Source organism: Nioella ostreopsis, from assembly GCF_004000255.1.
GTDB lineage: Bacteria > Pseudomonadota > Alphaproteobacteria > Rhodobacterales > Rhodobacteraceae > Nioella > Nioella ostreopsis.
The window spans coordinates 289,666-315,497 of record NZ_RCIQ01000001.1; the positions used below are offsets into that span (position 1 = coordinate 289,666).

The window sequence follows — 25,832 nt, forward strand, 5'->3', positions numbered from 1 at the left end:
ACCACTTTAGGGGAGTTCGTTTTGTCTGAACCGATTCAATCCATAACCATTGTCGGTGGCGGTACAGCGGGTTGGATGGCCGCGCTGATCTTGCAAAGCAACTTCGGCGACCTGACCCGACCCGACGCGAAGATGAGGATCACCCTGATCGAGTCGCCCAATGTCCCGACCGTGGGCGTGGGAGAAGCGACCGTCCCCAACATGCTGCGCACCCTGCGCATGGCGGGCATTTCCGAACAGGATTTCTTCAAGACCTGCAATGCCTCGTTCAAACTTGGGGTATTGTTTGCCAACTGGAACGTGGATCGGAACGGCAAGCAGATCGACTACGTCAATCCCTTTGCCCATCCGCAGGTGATCGCGGGGGTCGATCTGGCGGATTACTACCTGCAATACGGGGCAGGGAAGCGCGATTTCATCCAGTGTTTCTCGCCTGCGGTCGCCTTGGGTGAGGCGTTCAAGGGGCCGCGTCCCCTGGGTGAAAAGGCGTATGCCATGCCCGTCGGTCACGCTTATCACCTCGATGCCGGTCGCTTCGCCAATATGATCCGCGACATCTGCAAGTCCCGTGGTGTGCAGCATATCGAGGAAGATGTGGTGCATGTGGAGCAGGACGAAAACGGCTATGTGAGCGCGCTGCAACTGGCGGAGACCGGGCGGCACGAGACCGAGCTTGTGATCGACTGCACCGGCTTCAAGGGGCTGATCATCAACGAGGTGCTGAAAGAGCCCTTCATCTCCTATTCCAACTTCCTCGCCAATGACCGGGCGATGGCGGTTCAGATCCCGCATCCCGACCCGACCAAGATCCCGTCGCTGACGCGCAGCTATGCGCTTGGGGCTGGGTGGGTCTGGCGGGTGCCGCTCTATAACCGGATCGGGACGGGCTATGTCTATTCCTCGGCGCATCGCACCGATGAAGAGGCGCGGGACGAATTCATCGCGCATCTGGGCGACACCTGGAACGGTGTGGAGCCGCGCGTGATCCCGATGCGGGTGGGGCGCAACCGCAATGCCTGGGTCAAGAACGTGGTCGCCATTGGCCTGTCGGGCGGCTTCATCGAACCGCTGGAATCGACGGCCATTCACATGATCGACATGTCGATCCGCTGGCTGGCGAGCTACTTCCCCGACAAGAGCTACCCGGAGCCCCTGCGGGATCGCTACAACAAGCTGACAAGCAAGCTCTATGACGAGGTGCGCGACTTCATCTGCCTGCACTATGCGCTCGGGAATCGGACCGACAGCCAGTACTGGATCGACGCGCGTGAAGAGCTGGAGGTGCCCGACCGGCTGGCAGAGAATCTGGAGCTCTGGCGCTACTCTGTTCCCGGGCCGCTCGATCTGGAAACTGAGGTCCTGTTCAGTTACGCGACCTACCAGGCGGTGCTGCTCGGAAAACAGGTCTACAACACCGATTACCCGGCGCCGTCGTTCCGAAGGAACGGGAACCTGCCGGCCAATATGTGGCAGGGCTATCTGCAAAAGGCCGAGGCGACCTTCGGGCAGGTCGTGAATAAGATGGCCGACCATTACACGCTGATCCGGGAATTGCGCGGCGAGCTGCCAAAGCCGAAACCGGCCCCGCAGTTTGTGCTGAACCAGCCGACCGTCGGCCTGCCCGGTGCGCCCCCGCCGCGAGTGCCGATTGGCAACCCCAAGCCGGCACCCGCCCCGGCCCGGGCCGCGAAGGACGACGAGGATGGATCGGTCAGCCTGCTCTAGCGGTACATAGGCGGTCTCTGATATCCTCTGCCTGTCTTAGTCAGAAATGGACCAAGGGCATGGCCGGAGGATGGGCGCGCGACGGCGCGGTGTCGGAACAGATCGAAGCCTCGATCGAGGATGAACTGAAACGCATGCAGGCCCGCGCGCAGCCGCAGGGCGAAAGCCTGACCCATTGCGCGGAATGCGAAGAGGAAATCCCGGAGAAGCGGCGCGCGGCCATTCCGGGTGTCAAGCTCTGCATCGAGTGCCAGCAGGAGCGGGACGGGGCCTACAAGGCGCGCGGCGGGATCAACCGGCGGGGATCGAAGGACAGCCAGCTGAAATAGGCGGTGGAAGGATCTTGGAAGATCCTTGAAAAAATTCTTGCAAGAATTTTCCCGCCGCCCGGCCGCCCCGGTCGCGATCGGTTTAGACGGGTGCGGCAGCTGCACGGACAGGGGCTGGCTCGGTCTCGAATGAGCAGGGCATCCCTACCGGCGGTTTCGCAGCGCTTGCCAGAGCGGCTTGATATCAAGGGCCGCGACCGCGATGCCAAGCGGGATCATCCAGAACCCGAGCACCGGCAGGAAGCCGAACACGCCCCCAACGATCAGCAGCAGGCCAAGCACCAACCGCAACCCAGGCGGCACATTCGCGCGGATCCAGACCAGCCCCCGTTTCATCCGCATGCGGATCGCAGCCCATTTGTCCTTTGCGGTCATGACAGATCTAGGCGCAGGATGTTCTGCGGGCCGGAGCGGCCTTTGAGGTAGAGCCCGCCTGCATCCGTCCAGCCGCTGGCAAGATAGGCGTCATAGGCACGTGCGTTCCGGCAATTCACGGTCAGGTAATAGAGCCGTTGCCGTGGATAGCGCGCGCTCAGATAGGCAGGCAGAGCCGCCAGCAGCGCGCGTCCCAATCCCCGGCCTTGATATTGCGCGCCGATCAGAAGCCCGCGCAGGCCCCAGCCATGGACCTCGGCAAACGCATGGGTCGGGGCGTAGTCGCGGTCGATCTTGAAGAAGCCGACCACCTGATCCGCGTCCCACACGACGTGGAAATCTCGGGCGGGCAGGGGGTCTTTCACCATGTCGCCGATGGTCCCCACGAAATCCGCCTGACCGGGACCGAGGGCAAGGTGCAATACCTCATCCACCCGGTCGCGCGGCAGGTCGGCGATCTGGATCATTCCATCGCTTCAAGCTGGTCGATGAAGCCCTCGATCATGCTCAGCCCCTTGTCCCAGAAGGCCGGGTCGCTGGCATCCAGCCCGAAGGGGGCCAGCAGATCCTTGTGGTGCTTGGACCCGCCCGCCTTCAGCATATCGAAATACTTCTCCTGGAAGTCGTCGCCGCCTTCCTCGTAGACCGCGTAGAGTGCGTTCACCAGCCCGTCGCCAAAGGCATAGGCGTAGACGTAGAAGGGCGAGTGCACGAAATGGGGGATATAAGCCCAGAAGGTCTCATAGCCCTCCATGAAGTTGAAGACCGGCCCGAGGCTTTCGGCCTGCACGGACATCCACAGCGCGTTGATGTCGTCCGGCGTCAGTTCGCTTTCCGCGCGGGCGGCGTGCAGCTTGCATTCGAAATCGTAGAACGCGATCTGGCGCACGACGGTGTTGATCATGTCCTCGACCTTGCCCGCCAGCATCACCTTGCGCTCGGCGTCCGACTTGGCGCGCGACAGCATCTTGCGGAAGGTCAGCATCTCGCCAAAGACCGACGCGGTTTCGGCCAGCGTCAGAGGCGTGGAAGACAGGAGTTCCCCCTGACCGGCGGCCAGTCTCTGATGAACACCGTGGCCCAGTTCGTGGGCCAGTGTCATCACATCGCGCGGTTTGCCGAGGTAGTTCAGCATCACGTAAGGGTGGGCGTCTGCCACGGTCGGGTGGGCGAAGGCGCCGGGGGCCTTGCCTTCCTTCACGGCAGCATCAATCCAGCCATCGGTGAAGAAAGGTTCAGCCAGTTCTGCCATGCGCGGATCGAAATCGGCATAGGCTTCGGACACCACCTTGCGGGCCTCGTCCCAATGGACCAGCCGGTCATCTTCCATCGGCAGGGGCGCGTTGCGGTCCCAGACCTCCAGCGTGTCGAGACCCAGCCACTTTGCCTTGAGCGCGTAATAGCGATGCGACAGGCGCGGATAGGCGGCGACGACCGCATTGCGCAGCGCCTCCACCACTTCGGGTTCCACGTGGTTGGCTAGGTGACGGCCCATCTGCGGGGTGGGCAGCTTGCGCCACCGGTCCTCGATTTCCTTTTCCTTGGCGAGCGTATTGTGAACGCGGGCGAATAGACCGATCCGCTCACCGAAAGTCTCTGCCAGCGCCCGCGCGCCTGCCTCACGCCGGTCGCGGTTCTGGTCGGTCAGCAGGTTCAGCGTGGCCTCGATGCCAAGCTCTTCGCCGTCCACGTCGAAACTCAGCCCGGCAATGGTTTCATCAAAGAGCTTGTTCCAGGCCGCCGCGCCCACCATCGACTGATCGTGCAGGAATTTTTCCAATTCGTCCGACAGCTGGTAGGGCTTCATCGCGCGCATGCGGTCGAAGATCGGGCGGTAGCGGGCGAGGTCCGCATTCGCCGCCATCAGCCCCTCGAAATGGTCATCATCCAGCCGATTGAATTCCAGCCCCCAGAACACAAGCGGGGTGGTGGAGACGGTGATCGCTTCTTGCATGTTCGACATGAACTGCGCGCGTTCCGGGTCGGTGGTGTGCTGGTAATAGCGCAGGCCGGCAAAGGACATCAGCCGCCCGGCAATCAGGTCGATCTTCTCATAACGCTGCACGGCCTCCAGCATCTGATCTGCCGACAGATCCGCCAGCTTGCCCTGATAATCCTCGGCAAACGCGGCGCATTCCGTGGCCAGCCAGTCCTTGTCGCGTGCAATTTCGGGCGCGTCGGTGGCGGGGTAGAGGTCGCTCAGGTCCCATTCCGGCAGATCGCCCAGATTGTCGGCTCCTCCGGCGGCATTGGCATCGCGGACGGGCAGGGGCATCGGGAAGGTGGGGAACTGCATTTTGGACCTCTCTTGCATTGCACGGGCTACAGATAGGCAGCCCCATGGGGAAAGTGCAATGGAGGCCGCGCATCGGGTGGGGAATTTGCCGCTTAAAGGTCGACCGGATCCTCGACCGGATCGGCCTCGGCCTCGCTGTCCGGCTCGCTCACGCGGCGGCGAATGATGATGTCGCCATTGGGCAGCCGTTCGGGCAGCTCATACATGGCCACGTCGTCGATCAGCGCACCAAGTTCCGCGATCATCGGCAGCAGGTGCTCATCCACAAAGGGCCGCATTTCCTCGGCCAGCCCTTCGAGGATCAGGCGAGAGCCCTCTGACAACAGACCCCAACCTTCGCGAAGGTTGCTGTCTTCCCCGCTATCCTGTGCGGCGGCAGGTGTGGCGAGGGCAAGGATCAGGGCAAAGGGAATGACGTGTTTCATGCCCCTCAAGATAAGCGTGAATGCCCCCGGTTTGAAGGGGTCAGCCGCTGACGGGCGATGGAAACGGGCCGTTCAGTTGCATCGTGACCGGGAAATGGTCGGACGCCACCAATAGCGCCCGTTGCAGGGTTTCATCCCGCCAGCAGGCCGGGTCTTCGAACGGGTGCCAGATGCGCCAGCCAGTGCAGAAGGGGCGCAGCACCGGGCTGACCATGATGTAATCCAGCAGTGCCGTCAGGTAGCGGTCTTCGTCGCGGATGTAAAAGCGCGCGGTGGTGGGCTGCGCCCCAAGTCGCGATTGCAGCGCTTGTTCCGCGTGGGGGTCGAACAGCTGGTCCTGCGGGTCCAGATCGGTGCCCAGGACGATCTCCAGCCCCGATCTGCCAAAGAGCCGTTCGAACTCGTCCAGCCCCGGACCATCGTTGAAATCGCCCGCCACGATCAGCGGATCGCCCATGTCGAGGTGATGATCCACCCTCTCGCGCAGCCAGATACATTGCGCCAGCTGCTTGCGCCGGTTGGCGATGGCCAGCCGCATCATCTCGTCCCGGTTGCGCGCGCCATGGGGCGCCTTGGACTTGGCGTGCACCCCGATCAGCCGGAACGTGCCTTCATCACTGTCGATCAACGCCTCCAGCGGCGGTTTGGAGAAGGTCACCAGATCCTCTGTCGCGTCGATATCGAGGTCGATGCGGTAGGTTCCGTCAAAGCGGGGGGCGATGCGGGAGCCTTTCTTGCCCGTTTCCTCACCGATCGGGTCATGGACGGCGCTCAGAACATCAGGATCGTAAAGCAGCATGATTTCCTGCTGCGTGTGGTTCTCGAACCCGATCAGCGCCTTGCGCGCGCGGATGCCGGCGTAGGCGGCGAAGTTTTCAAGGGCGAGACTGCCATTGCGCTGGCGTGAGCTGTCGGGCGCTTCGACGACCAGAACGGCATCGGCATCGAGACGTTTGAACACGAAGGCCAAGGCGGCAAGCTGCTCGCCCCGCGTCACGTCCTGCCGGCCGGACCATTGCCCGTCCTCCAGCAACTTCCCCTCGTCATCGAAGAGATTGGCGAACCATTCCACGTTATAGGTGGCGATGCGCATCGGCGTCAGGTCCCGTGATGGGATTCGATCTCTTCCCAGGCATTGTTGATGGCAATCAGCCGGGTCTGGGCCAGTTGCACGGCCTCTTCCGGGACACCGCGCGCCATCATTCGGTCGGGATGGGTTTCCACCACCAGCCGTCGCCAGACCTTGCGAATCTCTGCCAGCGACATGGCCGGGTCTACCCCAAGAACCGTGTAGGGGTCGGGGTCGGCATCTGGCACGTTGCGGGCGCGCAGGGCAGCGAATTCGCGTTTGGACATGCCGAAGATCTCGGCCACCCGTTCAAGGAAAGCATCCTCGGCGGGGTGATATTCGCCATCGGCCACGGCGATATGAAACAACCCATCGAGAAGGTCCATCAGTACCGCGCTATCGGCCTCGAACATGGTGGCGATCTTGCGGGCGTAGTCCTCGAACCCGGCCACATCCTCCCGTGCCAGATTGAAGACGCGCGCTGCCGATCTCTCATCGGCCTGGGGAATGGCAAAGACCTCGCGGAAGGCGGTGACCTCGTTGCGGGTCACCAGGCCATCGGCCTTTGCCATCTTCGCGCCAAGGGCAATCACGGCAATCGCGAAGCCGACGGTCAGTTCCGGCGGCTTGCGCAGCTTGTCGAACATCGCGCCAAGCCCTTCACCGGATGTGAGGGCCGCAAGCGCGTCACTGATACGGGACCATAGGGACATGGGGGCTTTTAACCCGGATGGGCCGGGAATGTCAGAGGAATTTCTGCATCAGCACAAGATCGTGCCAGCGCCCGAATTTCCAGCCCACCTGCGGCAGTCGCGCCGTGTTTGCGTAGCCGAGGGCTGCGTGGAAGGCGATGCCCGCCGGGTTCTCGCCGGAAATGCCGGCAATGAGCGAATGAATGCCCTGAGCGCGCGCATGATCCTCCAGCACCGCGATCAACGCCCGGCCAATTCCCCGCCCCTCGGACCCCTTCGCCACGTGAACGGAGTGTTCCATGGTGCGGGCATAGCCCGGCCCGCCCCGGAACTGGGAATAGGTGGCGAACCCCAGGATCGCCCCGTTTTCCAGCGCCACCCAAAAGGGCTGTGTGCCCATGGCGTCCGCAATCGCGGATGGGTCCTTTTCTTCCGTGGTGAAGGTCGCCGCCGTGTCGCGGATGATCCGGTTCCAGATCGCGGCTATGGCCTCGGCATCTTCAGGGCGCGCCGGCCGGATCACAGGCGGACGGTCCCCTTGGGTCCGGTCAACTCGACCGTCAGGGTGGGCGCGGGGCCATGCTCGATGCGGAGCCGCGGGTCAGTGATCATCGGGGTCAGTGCTGCGGACAGCATCTCCGCCTCGGGGTGGGTCAGGGTGAGCCCGGTCATGCGAAACCCATGATCCGGCAGGCGCGGGGCAGGATGGGCGCTGCCCTGCCATTCGATCATCGCGGGAAAGCAGTTGTTGAAGGGCAGCTTGCCATCGGTCGGCACCGCCATACGCCATTTCAGGTCGCCCCGTTCCAGATCCCACGGGACACCGGCACCAGCGGGCGCAGCGGCCAACGCGGCCTCAAGATCGGGGCAGCGGCAGATCCAGTTCGTCATCCGGGGCGTGCCCACGAAATTGTCGATGTCGAACCAGCGTGGCTGATCGGGGCCGGGGGCATCGGGGTTGATCGCGATGACCTCCAGGTACTCCTCCGGCCCAAGGGACAGCAGCCGGTTGTGGGTGCCCATGGCGGCGTGTTCGCCACCCGGGGCAAGCTCCACCCCCAAGGCGGCCTCGACATGGGCAACGCCTTCGGCAAGGCTGTCGCAGGAAATGGCCAGATGGTCGAATGTCAGCATGTGCGGTGTGGTCCCTCGTCTAATGTTGTGTCAGTGAAACCCGGGCACCGCCCCGAGCGCAAGAGAAACACCGCGATGGATCTGACTGCCCAGAAAGCCGCTCTCCGCAAGAAAGCCTTCACCGCCCGTGCCGAAGCCTTCGAACGCGCGTCGGTCTCTGACGCCAATGCCGCGCTTCTGGCTGAAATCGGCCCGGTCGAGGGCAAAGTGATCGCCGCCTATATGGCGATGCGGACCGAGCTGGACCCGACGCCCGCAATGCGCGCGCTGGCCGAGGCCAACCGGATCTGCGTGCCGGTGATCGAGGCCAAGGCGCAACCGCTCAAATTCCGTGAATGGCGGCCCGGCTGCCGGATGGTCGACGGCCCCTTCGGGGCGCGGGTGCCGGAAAATGGCGATTGGCTGGAGCCCGAGATCGTGATTGCGCCGCTGGTCGCTTTCGACCGGGGTTGCAACCGGTTGGGCTATGGCGGCGGCTTCTATGACCGGACGCTGGAAGGGCTGCGCGCCAAGCGTCCGACGCGGGCCATCGGATTTGCCTACGCCGCGCAGGAGCTGGAGGGTCTGGTGGTGGAACCCACGGATCAGCGGCTAGATGCGGTGGTGACGGAAGCAGGCGTGTTCCGGCCCTGACGGGGGATGCGCGCGCTCCCGGCCCGCGCTACCTTGCACGCGAAGCACAAGGGGGCACTCATGGCCAAACACGACTACACCGCGCGGATCGTCTGGACGGGAAACCGGGGGCAGGGAACAGCCAGCTATCGCGGCTATGACCGGACCTGGAATGTCGAGACACCGGGCAAGCCGGTCATCAATTGTTCCAACGATCCGCTGCTTGGCGGCAACCCGGCCCTGCACAATCCCGAGGATATGCTGATCGCGGCCCTATCTGCCTGCCATATGCTGTGGTTCCTGCACCTGGCAAGTGATGCGGGGATCGTGGTGGACGGATACGAAGACGATCCGCTGGCCGTGGGGGAGAGCCTGCCATCTGGTGCGGGCCGGTTCCTGTCGGCAACCCTGCGTCCCCGGATCACGCTGGCACCCGGCTCGGATCCAGAGGTGGCAGACAAGATCCACGCCCGAATTCACGACGTTTGCTACATCGCCCGGTCCGTCAACTTCCCTGTCGCCTATGACGCGAGCTACACCGTCCGCCCCTCACCCTAAGGGGAATCGCAGCCGACCTCTTGCCGCCTCGCCGCGAACCGCCTAAGCCTTGGCCATGAGATTGCTTTTTCTTGGCGATGTGATGGGGCGCGCGGGGCGTGCTGCGATCACCGATACCCTCCCCCGGCTGAAAACCGACTGGCGGCTCGACTTTGTCGTCGTCAATGGCGAAAACGCGACCTCGGGCCATGGCCTGTCGCAAGGCCATGCAGAAACAATGCTGGCCGCCGGGGTCGATTGCCTGACCCTTGGCGATCACGCCTTCGATCAGCGCGACATGCTGCAATTCATCGACAAGGAGCCGCGCATCGTGCGGCCGATGAATTATGCCAAGACCGCGCCGGGCCGGGGCTTTCAGCTGTTCGAGGCCAGGGGTGGGCGCAAGGTGCTGGTGGTGCAGGCGCTTGGCCAGGTCTTCATGAAGCGCCCCTTCTCGGACCCGTTTTCGGCGGTTGAGGGCGTGTTGCGGTCGCATCCGCTTGGTGGCTTGGCAAGTGCCATCATCATCGACATTCATTGCGAGGCAACCTCCGAGAAAATGGCCGTGGGTCATTTCTGCGACGGGCGTGCCAGCCTTGTTGTCGGCACCCATACCCATGTGCCCACTGGTGACGCGCAGATCCTGCCCGGCGGCACCGCCTACCTGACCGATGCGGGCATGTGCGGCGATTACAACAGCGTCATCGGCATGGAAAAGGGCGAGCCCCTGCGCCGTTTCATTACCGGAATGCCGAAGGACCGGTTTACCCCTGCGGCGGGTGAGGCCACATTATCGGGCGTTTTCGTCGAAACCGATGACAAGACCGGCAAGGCGCTGCGCGTGGCCCCGATCCGCATTGGCGGGCGATTGCAGCAGGCGGGTCCGGATGGCGCGCTCTGAAAAACTGTGGCTGGTGGCGGTGCTGCTGGTCTGCTCGCTCGGCTGGGGCATTTCCATCCCGATGAGCAAGATCGCGGTCAGCGAGGATTACCGCCATATCGGCATCATCTTCTGGCAGTTCGTCCTAGGGGCGATGGTTCTGGGCGTTATCAACCGGATGACCGGGCGGGGCCTGCCGACTGATCCGCGCGCCTTGCGCTTCTACCTGATCATTGCCCTCATTGGCACACTGCTGCCCAATACGGCGAGCTACACGGCGGCCATTCATCTGCCCGGCGGCATCCTTGCGCTGTGCATTGCCACTGTGCCGATGCTGGCCTTCCCGATTGCGCTGGCCTGGGGCAATGACCGGTTTTCGCCTGCGCGGCTTGTGGGCCTCTGCCTTGGCCTTGCCGCCATTGCGCTGATCATGCTGCCGGACACCAGCCTGCCCGATCCTGCCATGCTGGTCTGGGTGCCCGTGGGGTTGATCGCCCCTGCCTTCTACGCCTTCGAAGGTAACTATGTGGCCCGCCACCAACCCGACAGCCTAGACGCGGTTCAGGTGCTTTTTGGTGCGTCGCTGGTGGGAATCGTGATCTCTCTGCCTATCGCGATTCTATCGGGTGAATGGATTTCCCCGCTGCCGCCCTACGGGTTGCCCGATCTGGCGGTGGTCATCTCCTCCGTCGCCCATGCGCTCAGCTATGCGGGCTATGTCTGGCTGGTCGGGCGCGGCGGGCCGGTCTTTGCGGTGCAGATCTCCTACCTGGTCACCGGGTTCAGCGTGGGTTGGTCGTGGCTGCTGCTCGGGGAAACCTATTCGGCCTGGGTCTGGGGGGCGTTTGCCCTGATGCTGGCCGGTGTTGCGCTGGTGCAGCCGCGTGCAAAGGAAGCCCTTGCCGTTCCCCTGCCCGTCAACAATGATGGCCCCTGATCAATCGGGACGGGATCGCCGATGCTTGCTGAGTTCCTATCGCCCACCATGCAAGGGGTTCTGACCCTCGGCGTCGTGGCCGTGATGTTCGTGCTGTTCGTGCGGGAAAGCTTCCCGGCAGAGGTGGTCGCCATCGCCGGGGCCGCCGCCTTGCTAGGGGCCGGGTTCCTGCCCTATGACGCGGCTTTGTCTGTCCTGTCCAACCCCGCGCCCTGGACCATTGCGGCGATGTTCATCGTGATGGGGGCCTTGGTACGCACCGGGGCACTGGCCAGCTTCACCCATCTGGCAGAAGCAAAGGCCAAGACCCAGCCCAAGACGGCTCTGGCGGCGCTGCTTGGCTTCGTTGTCATCGCCTCGGCCTTCGTGTCCAATACCCCCGTGGTGGTGGTCATGATCCCGGTCTTCGTGCAGATCGCCCGCTCGCTCGGGCGGCCCGCGTCGAAACTGCTGATCCCTCTGTCTTATGGCGCGATCATGGGGGGCACCCTGACCCTGATCGGGACCTCCACGAACCTGCTGGTCGATGGTGTGGCCCGTGCGCAGGGGCTGGACCCGTTCACGATCTTCGAGGTCACGCCGGTGGGCATCGTCGTGGTGATCTGGGGAATGCTCTACATGGCCCTGATCGGCCCGCGCCTGCTGCCTGACCGCAGTTCGATGGCTGATATGCTGTCAGGCCGCAAGAGGATGAAGTTCTTCACCGAGGTCGCCCTGCCAGAGGATAGCGCCCTCATTGGCCAGAACGTCAACGAGGTGGACCTGTTCAAGCGCGAGGGCGTGCGGCTGATCGACGTGCTGCGCGGGGATGCCTCGCTCCGCCGCAATATGGCGAGCGTGTTGCTGGAGGCAGGCGACCGCGTGGTTTTGCGCACCGATATGGCCGAGGTTCTGGGGCTGCAGCAAAGCAAGGACCTGCGCACGGTGGACAAGCTGTCCTCCGTTCAGACCACGACGGTCGAAGTGCTGATTTCGCCCGGATGCCGCATGGTGGGCCGCTCGCTCGGCTCGCTGCGCCTGCGGCGGCGTTACGGTGTTTACCCGCTGGCCGTGCATCGGCGGAATCAGAATATCGGGCGGCAGCTGGATGAATTGATCGTGCAGGTGGGCGATACCCTGTTGCTGGAGGGCGATCCCGCCGACATCCAGCGCCTTGCCGCCGATATGGACCTTGTCGACATCACCGCCCCGACCGAACGCGCCTATCGCCGGGGACATGCACCGATTGCCTTCGCCGCAATGGTGGGGATCGTGGCCTTCGCAGGGCTTGGCGTGGCCCCCATCTTCCTGCTGTCGGTGCTGGCCGTCGCGGTCGTTCTGATCACCCGTTGCATCGACGCGGAAGAGGCGTTTTCGTTTATCGACGGGCGCTTACTGGCGCTGATCTTCGCCATGCTCGCCATCGGGGCCGCATTGGAACACACCGGCGCGGTGGAGCTGATCGTGACCACGCTGGCCCCATGGCTCGGCGACCTGCCGCCCTTCGTGCTGGTCTGGGTGATCTACCTGATCACCTCTGTCCTGACCGAGCTTGTGTCGAACAATGCCGTGGCCGTGGTGATCACGCCGGTAGCCATCGGCCTTGGCACCGCCATCGGCGTCGACCCGCGCCCGCTGGTCATTGCGGTGATGATTGCCGCCTCGGCCAGTTTCGCCACGCCAATTGGCTACCAGACGAACATGCTGGTTTACGGTCCCGGTGGCTATCGCTTCACCGATTTCATGAAGATCGGCATCCCCCTGAACCTGAGCCTTGGCATTGTCGTCAGCCTCGTCATCCCGCTGATCTGGGCGCTGTGAGGGCGCTGCCGTGAGCGACTACGCCAAGGGCCTGTGGCTCACCCTGACCGGCGTGCTGATCCTGTCGCCGGACGTGCTGCTGATCCGGCTGGCGGGGCTGCCGGAATGGACGCTGATGTTCTGGCGCGGGGCAGGCATGGGTGGGATGATCGCGCTTTGGTTGCTTCTGAGTCAGGGGCGTGGGGCGATTGCAGCATTCAAGGGTGTAGGTCTGGCCGGGTTGGCGATTGGGCTGAGCTACACCATTGGAAATGTGAGTTTCCTCTACTCGGTCGGCCACACGCTTGCAGCCAACACGCTCTTTATCCTCGCTACGATGCCGGTCTTTTCGGCTTTGATCGCCCGCTTCGTCCTGGGCCAGCCGGTGCCGGGGCGCACATGGGCCACCATCGGGGCGGTTCTGGTGGGGATCGCCCTGATCGCCATGGGCAGCGCAGGCGGAGGGCAGGGGGACCTCTTGGGCGACCTTGCGGCCATGGTCACGGCGCTGTCCTGGGCGGTGATCTTTGCCATCGTCGGGCAGAAGCGGACGTTTTCGATGGTGCCTGCCATGTCCATCGCGGGGTTCTTCGCCATGTTCGTCTCGCTGTTTCTGGCGCCGGGCCTGTCGGTTCCCGCCACCTCGGTCCCCTTCGTGGCGCTGATCGCGCTGATCGTCACACCGGGGGCCACCGCCCTGCTCAGCCTTGGCCCGCGCTACCTGCCACCGGCTGACGTCTCGCTGATCATGCTGCTGGAGGCGGTCTTTGGTCCGCTGCTGGTCTGGCTGGTGCTGGCGGAATTTCCCGGTGCCTGGACATTGGCAGGTGGGGCCGTGGTGCTTGGCGCGCTGACGCTGAATAACCTCGCCGGGCTGCGTGAGAGGCGTTAGAGCGGCCAGACCAGCAGGATGGTGGGGATCGAGACGCCGATCACGATGATCTCCAGCGGCAGGCCCATGCGCCAGTAGTCGCCGAAGCCGTAGCCGCCGGGGCCGAGTACCAGCGTGTTGTTCTTGTGCCCGATGGGCGTCAGGAAGGCGGCCGAGGCTGCGACCGCCACCGCCATCAGGAACGGGTCGGGGTTGACCTCCAGCGTCTCTGCCATGCGAATGCCGACGGGGGCCGCAACGATGGCCGTGGCGGTGTTGTTCAGCACGTCGCTGAGCGTCATGGTCACCACCATCAACAGCGTCAGCGTGCCCCAGGCGGGCCAGCCTGCGCTGATCGACACAAGACCCTGCGCCAGCAATTCGGTGCCGCCGGAGGATTCCAACGCCGCGCCGAGCGGGATCATGGAGCCAAGGAGCACCACCACCGGCCACTCGATATGGTCATAGACCTCCGCCAGCGGCAAAATCTTGAACAGCACATAAGCCACCACCACGATCCCGAGCGCAATCGGCAGATAGACCAGCCCGAGCGAGGCGGCGATAACAGCGCCCGCGAAAAAGCCGATGGCGGCCCAGGTCTTGCTGTCGCGTGTCACCGCCAGGCCCCGGTCGGCCAGGACCAGCCCGCCGAGCCAGTCCACCACATCCTCGCCGGTGTCCGATGGCGTCAGCAAGAGCAGGATGTCGCCGGGTTCGATCACGGTCTGACGCAGGCGCTTCGTCATCCGCTGGCCCTTGCGGGAAATCCCCATCAGAACGGTGCGCTTGCGCCAGCCAAGCCCGATGGCCTGCGCGGTCCGGCCCGCGATGCGGCTGCTGTCGGTCACCACCATCTCGATCAGGCTGACCCCGTCGCCCACGGCATCCTCGATCGGGTGGCCTTCCGGGGCAAAGTCGAGCTTCAGCGCGGTGCGGAATTCATCGAGCGCATCGGGGGCCGCCTCCAGCACCAGGATATCGCCCGCTTTCAGCACCAGATTCCGACCGGTGCCAAAGCGCCGCTTGCCGTCGCGCACAAGGCCCAGGATCGCCACATCGGCCTTTTCCGCAGGTTCCAGCAGGTCACGCAGGCGGGTGTCCACCAATTTGCTGTCCTCGGGGATGGTGAGCTCGGAAATGTAGGGCTCCAGCTCGCCAAGGGCATCGCCCCCCACGCCGGAATCGCGGGTCGGGATCAGGCGCCAGCCGATAAGGGCCACGAAGGCGAGACCGGCAATGGCGGCCGCCCCACCGACCGGGGCGAAATCGAACATGCCGAAAGACTCGCCGAGAGATTCCTCGCGGATCGCGGCGATGATGATATTGGGGGGCGTGCCGATCAGCGTTGCCATGCCGCCGAGGATCGTCGCGAAGGAGAGCGGCATCAACGACAGACCGGGGCTGCGGCCTGCCTTGCGGGCGGTGGCGATATCGACGGGCATCAGCAGCGCCAGCGCTGCCACGTTGTTCATGAAGGCCGACAGCACGCCGCCCACGCCGCCCATGATCGCGATATGGGCGCCAAGCGAGCGGCTGGCATCGACCAGCGTGCGGGTGATCAGGAAGACCGCGCCGGATCGGACCAGACCGGCAGAGACCACCAGCACCAGCGCCACGACCAGCGTGGCGGGGTGGCCGAAGCCTGCGAAAGCGTCGCTTGCCGGGACCAGCCCAAGGACAACCGCCACCATCAGTGCCCCGAATGCCACGAGGTCATAGCGGAACCTGCCCCAGAGCAGAAGGCCGAAGACGACGCCGAAAAGCGAAAACAGAAGGATCTGGTCAGTGGTCATGGCGCAGTCTTACCGCGCCATGACCGGGGCGTCACGGGGTCAGATGAACTCTGCCGTGGGGCCGGGGCGGGCATTGGCGACAGCCAGCGCGTCGCTGAGCGCGATGGACTTGTCGAAGAGCGCCCGGCCAATGATCGCGCCAGAAATGTGCTGGACATATTTCAGACGTGCGATGTCATCGAGGCTGCGCGACAGGCCGCGCACAATCACCGGGGACCGCGCGCCATCGGCCAGTTGCGAGATCATGCCGAGCGAGCCATCGCTATCGGCGATATCGGAATCGATATCGGTCACGATGAAGGCCGCCAGCGGATCGTCATCGAATGCGGCCATGAAATCGGCAGGCGTAATCGCTGCGGTGTCGCGCCAGCCATTGGTCATCAGCTGGCCCTGGAACACATCAACGGCCACGACGATCTGGTCGGGGAAACGCTTGGCCGCCTGCTTGACGATATCGGGGTTCTGCGCGGCAAGCGAGCTGACGACGATCCGGCCCGCGCCCTTGTCGATCCACTTGGCAATGGAATCGAGGCTGCGGAAGCCGCCGCCGAGTTGCACAGGAATGCCGGAATGAAGAATGATCTCTTCGATGATGCTGGCATTGCCATCACCGCCGACGACCCAATCCAGATCGGTCACATGCATCCATTCCGCCCCGTCGGCGGCAAAGCCCTTGGCCTTGGCGATCGGGTCGACATGCCAGATCTGCGGTTCTTCGATACGGCCACGATGCAAGGAGACGCAGCGGCCGTTCTGCAGTTCGATTGTGGGGTAGATCATCATGGGTCAGGTCCTCCCGGTGGGTCTGGGCAACACATAGCCGACTCGGGTGCGGGACGTGGTGTTTGAAAACGGCATTCGCGCGATCCATGGCGTCGCGAAACCCCGCTTGCGTGTCCCCTCTGGCTTGCAGTAGAACCGCGCCGATCAAGTATTTCAGGAGAAGCGTGATGGCAGGCCATTCAAAATGGGCGAACATCCAGCATCGCAAGGGCCGTCAGGATGCGTTGCGGTCCAAGCTGTTTTCCAAGCTGGCCAAGGAAATCACCGTGGCCGCCAAGATGGGTGACCCCGACCCGGACAAGAACCCGCGCCTGCGGCTGGCGGTCAAGGAAGCCAAGTCGCAATCCGTCCCCAAGGACGTGATCCAGCGCGCGATTGACAAGTCTCAGGCCGCGGGCGGGGATGACTACGAGGAAATCCGCTATGAGGGCTATGGCCCGGGCGGCGTTGCCGTGATCGTCGAGGCGATGACCGACAACCGCAACCGCACCGCCTCCACCGTGCGCTCGACCTTTGGCAAGCATGGCGGCAATCTGGGTGAAACCGGCTCCGTGTCCTTCATGTTCGAACGCAAGGGCGAGATTATCTACCCCCTGTCCGCCGGCGATGAAGACACCGTGATGGAAGCCGCGATCGAAGCGGGTGCCGAGAACGTGGAGACCAACGAGGAAAACCACGTGATCACCTGCGCCGATACCGATCTGAACGAGGTCTCGACCGCACTGGAAGAGACTTTGGGTGAATCGGAAACCGCCAAGCTGATCTGGCAGCCCACCACCACCACCGAGCTGGATCTCGATGGCGCGCAGAAGCTGATGAAGCTGATCGAGATCCTGGAAGACGATGACGACGTGCAGCGCGTCACCGCGAATTTCGAGATCTCGGACGAGGTGATGGAGCAGCTTGCGGGGTGACCCGACAGGCACGAAGAGCATCACGGAAGCGCCCGCCAATTGGTGGGCGCTTCCTGTTTCCGGCGATCGGTTCGGGTCGGCCCGCAGACGTGTTTCCTTGCGTGGGGCCATAGGCTGAGCTAGTCCACGAACTGGACCCAATCGCAGATCAGGACCCGCCGATGTCGACCGAGCCCCTGCACCCCGACCAAACAGCGCCGGTCGCGGATATCCGGCGGGCGTGGGTGATCCTGGCGATTGTCTGGGCCGCCTTCGCGGTTGTCATCCTGATTCCCGGGAATGTGGTGATCACCTCGCATTGGGGGGACGCGCTACATCTTGTCGATATCCTCGACCGGATGTCACAGGGGCAGCAGCCGCATCGCGACTTCGTCACACCCCTGGGGGAATGGGCGTTCTCCCCGATCTCGGCCCTTATGGCCGCAGGGCTGCCGACGGGGCGTGCCTATCTGGCCGCGCAGATCCTTTTGGCCGGCGGACTTGGGGCTGCCGGGCTGGCGATTGCCCTGAGACGCATGCCTTGGGTCTGGGCCGTTCTGTTTGCCTGCGCGATCGTTATGACGACTTGCGCCCTTGTGCATGGCCGCCCCGAGTTCAGCCTGTCCATCAATGTCCATTACAATCGCTGGTCCTGGGCGCTTGGTTTCGTTGCCTTGCTGGCAGCCCTGCTGGAACCGGACAGGGTGCGCACTTGGGAAGGCGTGGTTGTCGGGGCTGCCCTGGCCGGGCTTGCCTTGATCAAGATCACCTATTTCGTGGCCTTCCTGCCCCTCGTGGTCCTGGGTCTTGCCGTGACCGGCCAAATCAGGTCCTTGATCGTGGCGCTTGCAACCGGGGCGGGCATCGCGGTGCTGCTGACAATCCTCTGGGGCGCTGACTACTGGCAGGCCTATCTTGGGGATCTTCTGTATGTCGCCGGGGCCGATGCGAGACCGAATGCAGGGGGCGGGGTGCTGCGCATGATGACCGGCCCGCGCATGCTGGCCCCATTGGCATTGGTTGCTGCCGCTGCTGTCGTGCTGTGCCAGAGGGGGGGACAACGCAAGGGGCTGCTCCTGGTCGGCACTTTTCTGGCAGGGGCCTTTGTCAGTGATCAGAATGCAGGTTTCGACCCGCTGTTCCTTGGGTTTGTGGCGTTGCTGTTGCTGGTATGGGGGCGGCGCCAGAGCGATGGCCGACATGTCGCCCTGACGGTTATCAGCCTTGGGCTCGGCGTGGCGGTGGCACCGAACCTGTTCAACCTGGCCACAAGCCCCGTGCGGGCGGCGCTGGCCGACAGGTCCGGTTTCGTGCCGCTGGTGATCGGCGGCACCCGGCATCAGGACATCTTGCTTGACCGCAGCGCAGCCTTGTCCGCCGGTCAGTCCTATCTGGGTTTCGATGGTCAGAGAGCGTTCTTCGGGCAACAGCTCCCCGCGCCGGTCGAGTTCCAAGGCGAAGCGCTGACGGCCTGCGAAAGCCTGATCAGCCCTGCCTTCTTTGCCTCGATTGCCGCCGACTTGGCAGAACGCGACCTGGCGCAGGGGCAGACCATATTCGTCGCTGATTTTCTCAGCCCGCTATGGTTGTTCGGCGACCATCCTCCGCTGATAGGCGCCGCCCCGTGGAGCTATGGCGGCCTGAATGGGGTCGAGAATGCCGATCTGGTGTTGATCCCGGTCTGCCCCAACCGGATGTCCGTGCACCGCCTTATACTGGAGGCGCTTGAAGAGACTCCGATGACGGAACTGGTGAGCACCCCGCTTTATCGTCTCTACGCATTGTAGATCGGGATTTGCGGAGCGTTCCACGGGCTTCCCGGCTCGCATCGAGCCAGGAAGATGCTCCTCGGCAAGCTGTGCGATTTACTCGGCCGGATGCTGCGACGGCGCGGGATCTGCGGGGGCTTCAGGCTTCGTCCCGAACCGCTCCTTCAACGCCTGCCAGCTTTCCACGAAGGGCAGCACCATGGCCGCGCGCAGGGTCGGGTGGGGCTGGTCCTTGAGGTTGCCCTGCCGGTCGGCGACACCATAGGTCAGATCCTCGTAGCTTTCGGGGATATAGAGCGTGTCGAACATCCAGTCCCACAGGGCAAAGATCGAGCCGTAATTCTTGTTGAAATGCTTCTTCGCTGCCGAATGGTGGATCTGGTGTTGCGCCGGCGAGATCAGGAAATGTTCCAACACCCGGCCATAGCTGACCCAGATATGGCTGTGACGGAAGTTCGAGCCGAGCGCGTTGAACGCCACGTAGAACACATTCGCCCCGCCAATCGTCACAAGGTTTGCCTGTCCGACAAGCGCATAGAGCGCGAGGCCCTGTACGATGCCCACGATGACGCTGGCCATGATGTTGCGGATCAGCACCTCGACCGGGTGGACGCGGGCGACGGTGACGGGCGTCAGCACGTCGGCGGAATGGTGCACCGCATGGAAGGGCCAGAGCGATTGCCATTCATGGCAGATGCGATGCGTCCAGTATTTGGAGAAATCGTTCACCACCACGATGATGAGCGTCAGAAGCGCGGTGCGCCCGAGGGTCACCGGCGGCAGGGCGTAGCCGTCACCGGAAAATGCCGCCAGCGTCACCACGACCTTGAAGGCCACGAAGGGAATGAACACGACGGCCCCGAAGAACCCCACGGCACCGAGGATGTGATTGGCAAGGAACAGCTTGATATCCACCCAGTTCGACTTGTGGGTATAGACCGCTTTGGGCACCAGCCAGGACAGGAAAGGCGCGGGCCGCCCGCGCGCCAGCCAGATGATGAAGGCCAGAGCGATCGTCGGCGCGATATAGATCAGCGCGAAGCGGATGCCCGGGTCGATCGGTGCCCGGAAGACAGCCGTCACGATATCGGTAAACCAGTCCATTTTTTCATGCCTTGCCCGTTATTCTTTGACGCAGTCTAGGCAGAGAAGATGGCGACAACGGGGCACCAATCGGATGAATTCGAGCCGATTGTTCAGGATTGGGGTGGGATCAGCAGGCTCGCGGCGTGCTGTTTCAGGGCGCGGGTCAGGTCGCGCAGGGCCGGGGTGGCCTGACGGCTGACCTGCCAGAACAGGGGCGTGGAAAATCGGCGGCCGGGGATCAGCTCTACAAGGTCGCCACTGTCAAGAAACGGCTGGAACAGCGCCACCGGGTTTGCCCCCCAGCCAAGGCCAAGCCGGATCGCCTCGGTGATGCCATGGGTGGTGGGCAGGTAATGCGTGGGCACGGCAAGCCGCGCGCCCGCCACGTCATCGGCCCAGTCCCGTTGCAGCCGGTCCTTGCGATTGAAGGTCAGACATGGGGCGTCTGAGAGCGCTTTTGCCGTGACTCCATCCGCAAGCCATTGGGCAGCGAAAGCGGGCGTGCAGGTGACCGCATAGTCAAGTGCGCCGAGCGGATGCAGGTCGCACCCCGCAATGGCCCGTCCGTGCGAGGTGATCGCCCCCGTGACCTCACCCGCGCGCATCAGATCTGCCGAATGGTCCTGGTCGTCGACGGTGATATCGAACAGGAAGCCTTTTGCAGCGGCCAGCGCGGGTAGCGCCCAGGTGGCGAGGCTGTCGGCGTTCACGGCGATGCGCAGGGGGCGGTTCGGGTCGGGGCCAAACCCCGCCAGATCCTGTGTGAGTGTCTTTTCCAGCAGGCCCACCTCTTCCGCATGGCGCAGCAGGCGCGCACCGGCTTCGGTCGCCATGCAGGGGCGTCCACGGCGTATGAGGATGGTGCCGACCCGGTCCTCCAGCAGTTTGATGCGCTGCGTGATGGCCGGTTGGGTCAGGCCGAGCTGTCGCGCTGCCCCGGCGAAACTGCCGGTGTTCAGGATGGCCGCAAGGGCCGTGAGGGCATCGTAATCGAGTCTCATAAGAATATTTTATCATAAAGAAGAACAAGTAAGTCGAATTGATTTACTGAACACGCTAGCAGGGGGCGTCGCCAAAGGGGTTTTCCATGTTTCACGCCGCGTCTGCCGGGTTCTATCTGGGCTTCAGCCTGATCCTTGCCATCGGGGCGCAGAACGCTTTCGTCCTGCGGCAAGGGCTTCGCCGGGCGCATGTGTTGCCAGTGGTGCTGACCTGCGCGATATCCGACGCGGTGCTGATCGCGCTTGGCGTTGGCGGGTTTTCCGTCATGATTGACCTGATACCCTGGATCGCGCCCGCCCTGCGTTTTGGCGGGGCGGCGTTCCTGATCTGGTACGGCGCGCGCAGTTTTCATGCCATGTGGCGCGGGGGCGAAGCGTTGCGAGCGGCGGACACCGGCGCGGGGTCTCTGCATGCGGCATTGCTGACCTGCCTGGCGCTGACATGGCTCAATCCGCATGTCTACCTGGATACGGTCCTGCTGATCGGGTCCATCGCCACGCAATACGGGGAGAATGCCCGTTGGTTCGGCGCAGGCGCGGTCACCTCCAGCTTCGTCTTTTTCTTCTCGCTTGGCTTTGGGGCGCGGCTGCTGGCCCCCATCTTTGCCCGTCCACGGGCGTGGCAGGTGCTGGACGGGGTCATCGGGCTGGTGATGTGGGCAATTGCCGCGAAACTTCTGACGGGCACGTGACGTATCGCCTTGCTGTTCCCGGCGCTTTGAGGTTCTTTGCTAAACATGGCAAGCAATTCATCCCCCATGCGCCCGCCCGGCCAGAACCCCGCAATGGGGGTGTTCTGGATGGTGGTGACGGGGGCCTGTTTTGTGGCCGTGACAGCTGTGGTGAAGATCATCGGCCCGACCGTGCCGCCCGCGCAATCGGCCTTCCTGCGCTACGCGCTCGGGCTGGTTTTCGTGCTGCCGATGATCCGGCCCATCCTGAACGCGCACCTGTCGCGGCGGGCGTTCAAGCTGTTCGCCCTGCGCGGGTTCGTCCATACCTTTGGCGTGATCAGCTGGTTCTACGCGATGACCCAGATCTCGATCGCCGAGGTCACGGCGATGAACTACCTCAACCCGATCTATGTGACGATCCTTGCTGCCATCTTCCTGGGCGAGCGTCTTGCGATGCGGCGGATCATGGCGGTGGTCGTGGCCTTCTGTGGAGCGTTGATCATCCTGCGCCCCGGCTTTCGGGAAATCAGCCCCGGCCATATCGCGATGCTGTTCACGGCGGCGGCGTTTTCCGTTGGCTATCTGGTGGCCAAGATCATGGCGGATGAAACCTCGCCCGCCGTGGTGGTGGGGATGCTGTCCTTGACCGTGACGGTGGGGCTTGCCCCCTTTGCCTGGGCGGTCTGGGTGCCGCCGACATGGGAGCAGATTGGCTGGCTGTTCCTCGTCGCCTGTTTCGCCACGGCGGGGCATTTCACCATGACCATGGCCTTCAAGGCCGCGCCATTGACAGTGACGCAGCCGATCACCTTCCTGCAACTGATCTGGGCCACGCTGCTTGGCGCAGTCGCCTTTGGCGAGCCCGCCGATATTTTCGTGATTATCGGAGGCGCGATGATCATCGCGGCGATCAGCTATATCACCCTGCGCGAAGCAATGTTGCGCCGCAAACAGGTGACGCCGGCGGTTGCGCAGACCAAGCTGTAGCGGCTGGCGTTCGTTTGTTGCCACCCGAATAGGCATCAGGCGCAGAGATTGCCTAGCGGCGGTCCAACGCGGTGCAGGCGACTGCCCCGGCGCAATCCGCGCGCTTGTCGCCGCGCCGGTCGGGCGTATTCCTGATCCCGTGGAGGATCACGAATGGCTTTGGAAGCGATCTTGTTTGGTGGGATCGGTGCGATCTCGGAATGTGCCGATCTGGACCGGGCGGCATGGAATGGCGCGTTTCGCGCGCAGGGGCTGGACTGGGAGTGGAGCTGGGACATGTACCAGCGGCTGCTGGCCACCCGTGATGACCGCTCGCCAGTGGCGCGCTACGCGGTGCAGCAGGGTTGCGCGGTGGATGTCGCCGCTGTGGAACGCACCCAATCGCATCTCTTCGCGGCGATGCTGGCCGAGGGGTTGCCACTGCGCCCGGGCGTGGCGGCGGTGATCATGGCAGCGGCGGGACGCAGGCTCAAATTGGGGCTGGTCAGCCGCTCGGCGACGGAACCGGTTCGGGCCATGCTGAAGGCGACGGCACGGGCGCGCGGCGGCGTTGGCTTTGACGTGGCGATCCTGCGCGATGACCTGCTCCACCTGCCGCCGCATCCCGAGGCCTATCAGCTGGCCCTGGCGCAGATTGGCGTGTTGCCCTCCGCTGCCCTGGCCGTGGTCGACAGCGCCGCGGCAATGCAGGCCGCAGCCGCTGCGGGGATCGGCACATTGGGCTTTCCCGGTGCCCTTGCACGGTCCGGCGGGCTGGGCGTGCCGGGGCAGGGTGGCGAAGTTGCGGTGCTGTCCATGGCCGAAGTCGATGCCGCTTGGCGGCGCAGTCTTCGGCAGGCGGCGGAGTAGTCCTTTCTCAAGATTCCTTTCCCCGATTGACCTCTGTCAAAGTGGACGCCGCGCGCGCCCTGCTATCCATACCGTCGGAACACGACAATAAGAGGAGCGCGACATGTCCCACACCCCCCATGAACTGGCCGAGGAATTTCCCGACAAGGTCGAAAAGATCCACGAGCTGAAGACCTCGAACGCCCATTTTGCCAAACTGATGGACGACTATCACGAGGTGAACCGCGCCGTGCACCGCGCCGAGACCGGGATCGAGCCGAAAGAGGAACTGGCAGAGGTTGAGATGCGCAAGAAACGCATGCATCTGAAGGATGAGATCGCCTCGATGCTGGCCAAGGCCTGACCGATTTTACCTCACGGACCAGACGCGGTCGGGGCTATGCCTCGGCCGCGTCTTCGTGTTCGGTTCTGCCTTCCACATGGGTCTGGAAGCGTTCGAAGAACTGGTCTGCCATCTTGCGCGCGAAGCCGTCGATAAGGCGCGAGCCAAGCTGAGCGATCTTGCCGCCGACCTTGGCCTCCACGTCGTAGAACAGTTCGGTGCCGCCCTCGGCATCCTCCAGCCGCACCTTGGCTTCGCCCTTGGCAAAGCCCGCGACGCCGCCCTTGCCCTCGCCCGAGATCGTGTAGCTTTCGTTTTCGACCACGTCGGACAGGGTCACTTCACCCTTGAAGGTGGCTTTCACCGGGCCGACCTTCTGCTTGACGGTGGCGGCGAAACCCTCTTCGGGTGATCCCGTCAGTTCCTCACAGCCCGGAATGCATTCCTTCAGCACCTCGGCAGAGTTCAGTGCCGCCCAGACCGTCGCCCGATCCGCCGCGATCACGCGGCTTGAATGCATTTCCATGATGGTTCTCCCGATTGCGTGTCGCGATAATTTGGCCGGGGTCGGCGGCCTGCGTCAACGCCCGATCTCGTAGGGCAGGGTGCCGCGTTGATCCGGGTCGATGCGCAATTGCCGTTCCAGTGGCGGCACGGACCGCTGGTGGCAATTTGTCCGTTCGCAGATGCGGCAGGAGATGCCAATGGGCTGATAGGCACTGGCGGTGCCGATATCCATGCCATCAGCGTAGACCACGGCGCTGGCATGCTGCACTTCGCAGCCGAGCCCGATGGCAAAGCGCCGTGTGGGCGCGTGAAACGACCCGCCAGATTTCGACACGTCACGGGCGAGGCACAGGTAGCGCACCCCATCGGGGGTTTCGGCCAATTGACGCAGGAAGCGGCCCGGTGTCTCGAACGCCTGATGGACGTTCCATAGCGGGCAGGCGCCGCCGAAGCGGGCGAATTGCAGTCGGGTGGCGCTGTGGCGCTTGGTGATCGTGCCCGCCTGATCGACGCGGACGAAGAAGAAGGGAATGCCCTTGGCGCCGGGGCGCTGCATCGTGGACAGGCGATGCGCCACCTGTTCGATCGAGGCCCCGAAGCGGACGGCCAGTTGTTCCAGATCGTGGCGGGTTTCGCCCGCGGCCTCCATGAAGCGCCCGTAGGGCATCAGCACAGCTCCGGCGAAGTAGTTGGCCATGCCCACCTTGGCGATGGAGCGGGCGGTGTCGGTCTGGAATCGGGCAAGGTCCAGCGTTGCTTCCAGCAGCCGGTTCTGTGCAATCAGGGCCAACTGGTGCAGCAGCTGGAAGCGCTGCGTTTCGGGGGCGGTGCGCGGCGACAGCGTCAATTCCTTCCGTGAAGGATCATAGCGGCGAATACCGGCATCGTCGGCGTAGCGCACGGCAATCCCCTGATCGTCGAACGCCGCGCGGATATGGGCATCCAGATTACCGCCCGCCTTTTCGGCGAAGCGTTCGGCGGCGTGGTCCACCGCGTCGATGTAATTGTCGCAATAGTGGAAGAAATCACGCACCTCTTCCCACGGGCTGGCGGCGACGCGGGCGCCCTCGCGGCCAAGCGCCTCGTCCAGCGAGGCGAGCCGTTCATGGGTCTGTCGGTAGGCGCGGTGCAGGTCGAGGAAGGCGCGGGCCAATGCGGGGGCGTTCGAGGCGGTCAGGCGCAGGTCGGGCAGGGGGGGCGCGGCCTCGGTGAAGACTGGATCGGCCAGCGCCTCTCGCATGTCGGAGACCAGCCGTTCGGTATCGCCCGAGGCCAGCTCCGTCACGTCATAGCCGAACTCCTGCACCAGCCCCAGCATCACGGTCGAGGACACGGGCCGGTTGTTGTTTTCCATCTGGTTCAGATAGGGCAGCGAGACGCCGAGCTTGGTGGCGAATTCCTTTTGCGTCAGGCCCATGCGCCCGCGCAACTCGCGCAGCTTTGCCCCGGCATAGAGTTTCTGGATCGCCATATCTGCCCCTCGGTTTGCAAAGTTACTATGGGCTTT

28 protein-coding genes are annotated in these 25,832 nt (G+C 63.8%); 14 read left to right on the top strand and 14 right to left on the bottom strand.

The window, feature by feature from the left end; genetic code table 11:
* Positions 1-21 precede the first annotated feature (21 nt).
* Both EP237_RS01475 and EP237_RS01480 read left to right on the top strand, forming a co-directional pair.
* On the top strand, positions 22-1,725 hold the full coding sequence (locus EP237_RS01475) for a tryptophan halogenase family protein (RefSeq protein WP_127557359.1): 1,704 nt from the start codon (positions 22-24) through the stop codon (positions 1,723-1,725).
* A gap of 59 nt (positions 1,726-1,784) precedes the next feature.
* Positions 1,785-2,054: a DksA/TraR family C4-type zinc finger protein gene (locus tag EP237_RS01480; RefSeq protein ID WP_127557361.1), complete on the top strand. Its 270-nt coding sequence runs from the start codon at positions 1,785-1,787 to the stop codon at positions 2,052-2,054.
* A gap of 144 nt (positions 2,055-2,198) precedes the next feature.
* On the opposite strand, the gene EP237_RS01485 is transcribed toward EP237_RS01480, so the two are convergent.
* From EP237_RS01485 to EP237_RS01520, 8 genes are all read right to left on the bottom strand, one after another.
* Positions 2,199-2,429, bottom strand: coding sequence for a hypothetical protein (locus tag EP237_RS01485; RefSeq protein WP_127557363.1), 231 nt, complete (start codon positions 2,427-2,429; stop codon positions 2,199-2,201).
* Entirely contained in the window at positions 2,426-2,896 is a 471-nt protein-coding gene (locus EP237_RS01490) for a GNAT family N-acetyltransferase (protein ID WP_127557365.1), read from the bottom strand. The genes EP237_RS01485 and EP237_RS01490 overlap by 4 nt, the downstream gene beginning before the upstream one ends.
* Complete coding sequence (locus tag EP237_RS01495) at positions 2,893-4,725, bottom strand: M3 family oligoendopeptidase (RefSeq protein WP_420812494.1); 1,833 nt, start codon at positions 4,723-4,725, stop codon at positions 2,893-2,895. The genes EP237_RS01490 and EP237_RS01495 overlap by 4 nt, the downstream gene beginning before the upstream one ends.
* 92 nt (positions 4,726-4,817) lie before the next feature.
* Complete coding sequence (locus tag EP237_RS01500) at positions 4,818-5,150, bottom strand: AAA+ family ATPase (protein ID WP_127557367.1); 333 nt, start codon at positions 5,148-5,150, stop codon at positions 4,818-4,820.
* Positions 5,151-5,190: 40 nt separating this feature from the next.
* Positions 5,191-6,243 (bottom strand): endonuclease/exonuclease/phosphatase family protein, encoded by a 1,053-nt coding sequence (locus tag EP237_RS01505; protein WP_127557369.1) that lies wholly within the window; start codon positions 6,241-6,243, stop codon positions 5,191-5,193.
* A gap of 5 nt (positions 6,244-6,248) precedes the next feature.
* The gene (locus tag EP237_RS01510; RefSeq protein ID WP_127557370.1) at positions 6,249-6,932 is read right to left on the bottom strand and encodes a molecular chaperone DjiA; all 684 of its coding nucleotides are present in this window, start codon (positions 6,930-6,932) and stop codon (positions 6,249-6,251) included.
* A 31-nt stretch (positions 6,933-6,963) separates the two neighbouring features.
* On the bottom strand, positions 6,964-7,434 hold the full coding sequence (locus tag EP237_RS01515; RefSeq protein ID WP_127557372.1) for a GNAT family N-acetyltransferase: 471 nt from the start codon (positions 7,432-7,434) through the stop codon (positions 6,964-6,966).
* Entirely contained in the window at positions 7,431-8,045 is a 615-nt protein-coding gene (locus tag EP237_RS01520; protein WP_127557374.1) for a VOC family protein, read from the bottom strand. The genes EP237_RS01515 and EP237_RS01520 overlap by 4 nt, the downstream gene beginning before the upstream one ends.
* A gap of 75 nt (positions 8,046-8,120) precedes the next feature.
* Between EP237_RS01520 and EP237_RS01525 the strand changes: the two genes are divergently transcribed.
* The 6 genes from EP237_RS01525 to EP237_RS01550 are packed head-to-tail and all read left to right on the top strand — an operon-like array spanning position 8,121 to position 13,682.
* Positions 8,121-8,678, top strand: coding sequence for a 5-formyltetrahydrofolate cyclo-ligase (locus EP237_RS01525; protein ID WP_127557376.1), 558 nt, complete (start codon positions 8,121-8,123; stop codon positions 8,676-8,678).
* Positions 8,679-8,738: 60 nt separating this feature from the next.
* Positions 8,739-9,215 carry an OsmC family protein gene (locus EP237_RS01530; RefSeq protein ID WP_127557378.1) on the top strand — a complete coding sequence of 159 codons (477 nt, stop codon included), beginning with the start codon at positions 8,739-8,741 and terminating at the stop codon, positions 9,213-9,215.
* A 55-nt stretch (positions 9,216-9,270) separates the two neighbouring features.
* Complete coding sequence (locus EP237_RS01535) at positions 9,271-10,095, top strand: TIGR00282 family metallophosphoesterase (protein ID WP_127557381.1); 825 nt, start codon at positions 9,271-9,273, stop codon at positions 10,093-10,095.
* The gene (locus EP237_RS01540; protein ID WP_127557383.1) at positions 10,082-11,011 is read left to right on the top strand and encodes a DMT family transporter; all 930 of its coding nucleotides are present in this window, start codon (positions 10,082-10,084) and stop codon (positions 11,009-11,011) included. Before EP237_RS01535 ends, EP237_RS01540 begins: the two co-directional genes overlap by 14 nt.
* A gap of 21 nt (positions 11,012-11,032) precedes the next feature.
* Entirely contained in the window at positions 11,033-12,811 is a 1,779-nt protein-coding gene (locus tag EP237_RS01545; protein ID WP_127557385.1) for an SLC13 family permease, read from the top strand.
* A gap of 10 nt (positions 12,812-12,821) precedes the next feature.
* Positions 12,822-13,682, top strand: coding sequence for a DMT family transporter (locus EP237_RS01550; RefSeq protein ID WP_127557387.1), 861 nt, complete (start codon positions 12,822-12,824; stop codon positions 13,680-13,682).
* Here EP237_RS01550 and EP237_RS01555 read toward each other — a convergent pair.
* Both EP237_RS01555 and EP237_RS01560 read right to left on the bottom strand, forming a co-directional pair.
* A complete protein-coding gene (locus EP237_RS01555) occupies positions 13,679-15,454 on the bottom strand; it encodes an SLC13 family permease (protein WP_127557389.1) in 1,776 nt (591 codons plus the stop codon). The genes EP237_RS01550 and EP237_RS01555 overlap by 4 nt on opposite strands.
* A gap of 39 nt (positions 15,455-15,493) precedes the next feature.
* The gene (locus EP237_RS01560) at positions 15,494-16,237 is read right to left on the bottom strand and encodes a 1-(5-phosphoribosyl)-5-[(5-phosphoribosylamino)methylideneamino]imidazole-4-carboxamide isomerase (protein ID WP_127557391.1); all 744 of its coding nucleotides are present in this window, start codon (positions 16,235-16,237) and stop codon (positions 15,494-15,496) included.
* Positions 16,238-16,404: 167 nt separating this feature from the next.
* On the opposite strand from EP237_RS01560, the gene EP237_RS01565 reads away from it, so the two are divergent.
* Together EP237_RS01565 and EP237_RS01570 are read left to right on the top strand one after the other, a co-directional pair.
* Positions 16,405-17,151, top strand: a complete 747-nt coding sequence (locus EP237_RS01565; protein ID WP_127557392.1) for a YebC/PmpR family DNA-binding transcriptional regulator — start codon at positions 16,405-16,407, stop codon at positions 17,149-17,151.
* Positions 17,152-17,312: 161 nt separating this feature from the next.
* Positions 17,313-18,917 carry a hypothetical protein gene (locus tag EP237_RS01570; protein WP_127557394.1) on the top strand — a complete coding sequence of 535 codons (1,605 nt, stop codon included), beginning with the start codon at positions 17,313-17,315 and terminating at the stop codon, positions 18,915-18,917.
* A 78-nt stretch (positions 18,918-18,995) separates the two neighbouring features.
* Here EP237_RS01570 and EP237_RS01575 read toward each other — a convergent pair whose 3' ends face one another.
* Both EP237_RS01575 and EP237_RS01580 read right to left on the bottom strand, forming a co-directional pair.
* Complete coding sequence (locus tag EP237_RS01575) at positions 18,996-20,003, bottom strand: sterol desaturase family protein (RefSeq protein WP_127557396.1); 1,008 nt, start codon at positions 20,001-20,003, stop codon at positions 18,996-18,998.
* Positions 20,004-20,095: 92 nt separating this feature from the next.
* Positions 20,096-20,986 (bottom strand): LysR family transcriptional regulator ArgP, encoded by an 891-nt coding sequence (locus EP237_RS01580; protein WP_127557398.1) that lies wholly within the window; start codon positions 20,984-20,986, stop codon positions 20,096-20,098.
* 86 nt (positions 20,987-21,072) lie between these two features.
* On the opposite strand from EP237_RS01580, the gene EP237_RS01585 reads away from it, so the two are divergent.
* From EP237_RS01585 to EP237_RS01600, 4 genes are all read left to right on the top strand, one after another.
* Positions 21,073-21,678, top strand: a complete 606-nt coding sequence (locus EP237_RS01585) for a LysE/ArgO family amino acid transporter (protein WP_127557400.1) — start codon at positions 21,073-21,075, stop codon at positions 21,676-21,678.
* A gap of 45 nt (positions 21,679-21,723) precedes the next feature.
* A complete protein-coding gene (locus EP237_RS01590; protein WP_127557402.1) occupies positions 21,724-22,647 on the top strand; it encodes a DMT family transporter in 924 nt (307 codons plus the stop codon).
* A 153-nt stretch (positions 22,648-22,800) separates the two neighbouring features.
* Positions 22,801-23,496, top strand: a complete 696-nt coding sequence (locus tag EP237_RS01595; protein WP_127557404.1) for an HAD family hydrolase — start codon at positions 22,801-22,803, stop codon at positions 23,494-23,496.
* A 103-nt stretch (positions 23,497-23,599) separates the two neighbouring features.
* Complete coding sequence (locus EP237_RS01600) at positions 23,600-23,839, top strand: HP1242/YdcH family protein (RefSeq protein ID WP_127557406.1); 240 nt, start codon at positions 23,600-23,602, stop codon at positions 23,837-23,839.
* Between the two features lie 34 nt (positions 23,840-23,873).
* Here the strand turns inward: EP237_RS01600 and EP237_RS01605 are convergent, their stop codons facing one another.
* Both EP237_RS01605 and EP237_RS01610 read right to left on the bottom strand, forming a co-directional pair.
* Positions 23,874-24,344 (bottom strand): SRPBCC family protein, encoded by a 471-nt coding sequence (locus EP237_RS01605; RefSeq protein WP_127557408.1) that lies wholly within the window; start codon positions 24,342-24,344, stop codon positions 23,874-23,876.
* Positions 24,345-24,398: 54 nt separating this feature from the next.
* On the bottom strand, positions 24,399-25,796 hold the full coding sequence (locus tag EP237_RS01610; RefSeq protein WP_127557410.1) for a helix-turn-helix domain-containing protein: 1,398 nt from the start codon (positions 25,794-25,796) through the stop codon (positions 24,399-24,401).
* Between the last annotated feature and the right edge of the window lie 36 nt (positions 25,797-25,832).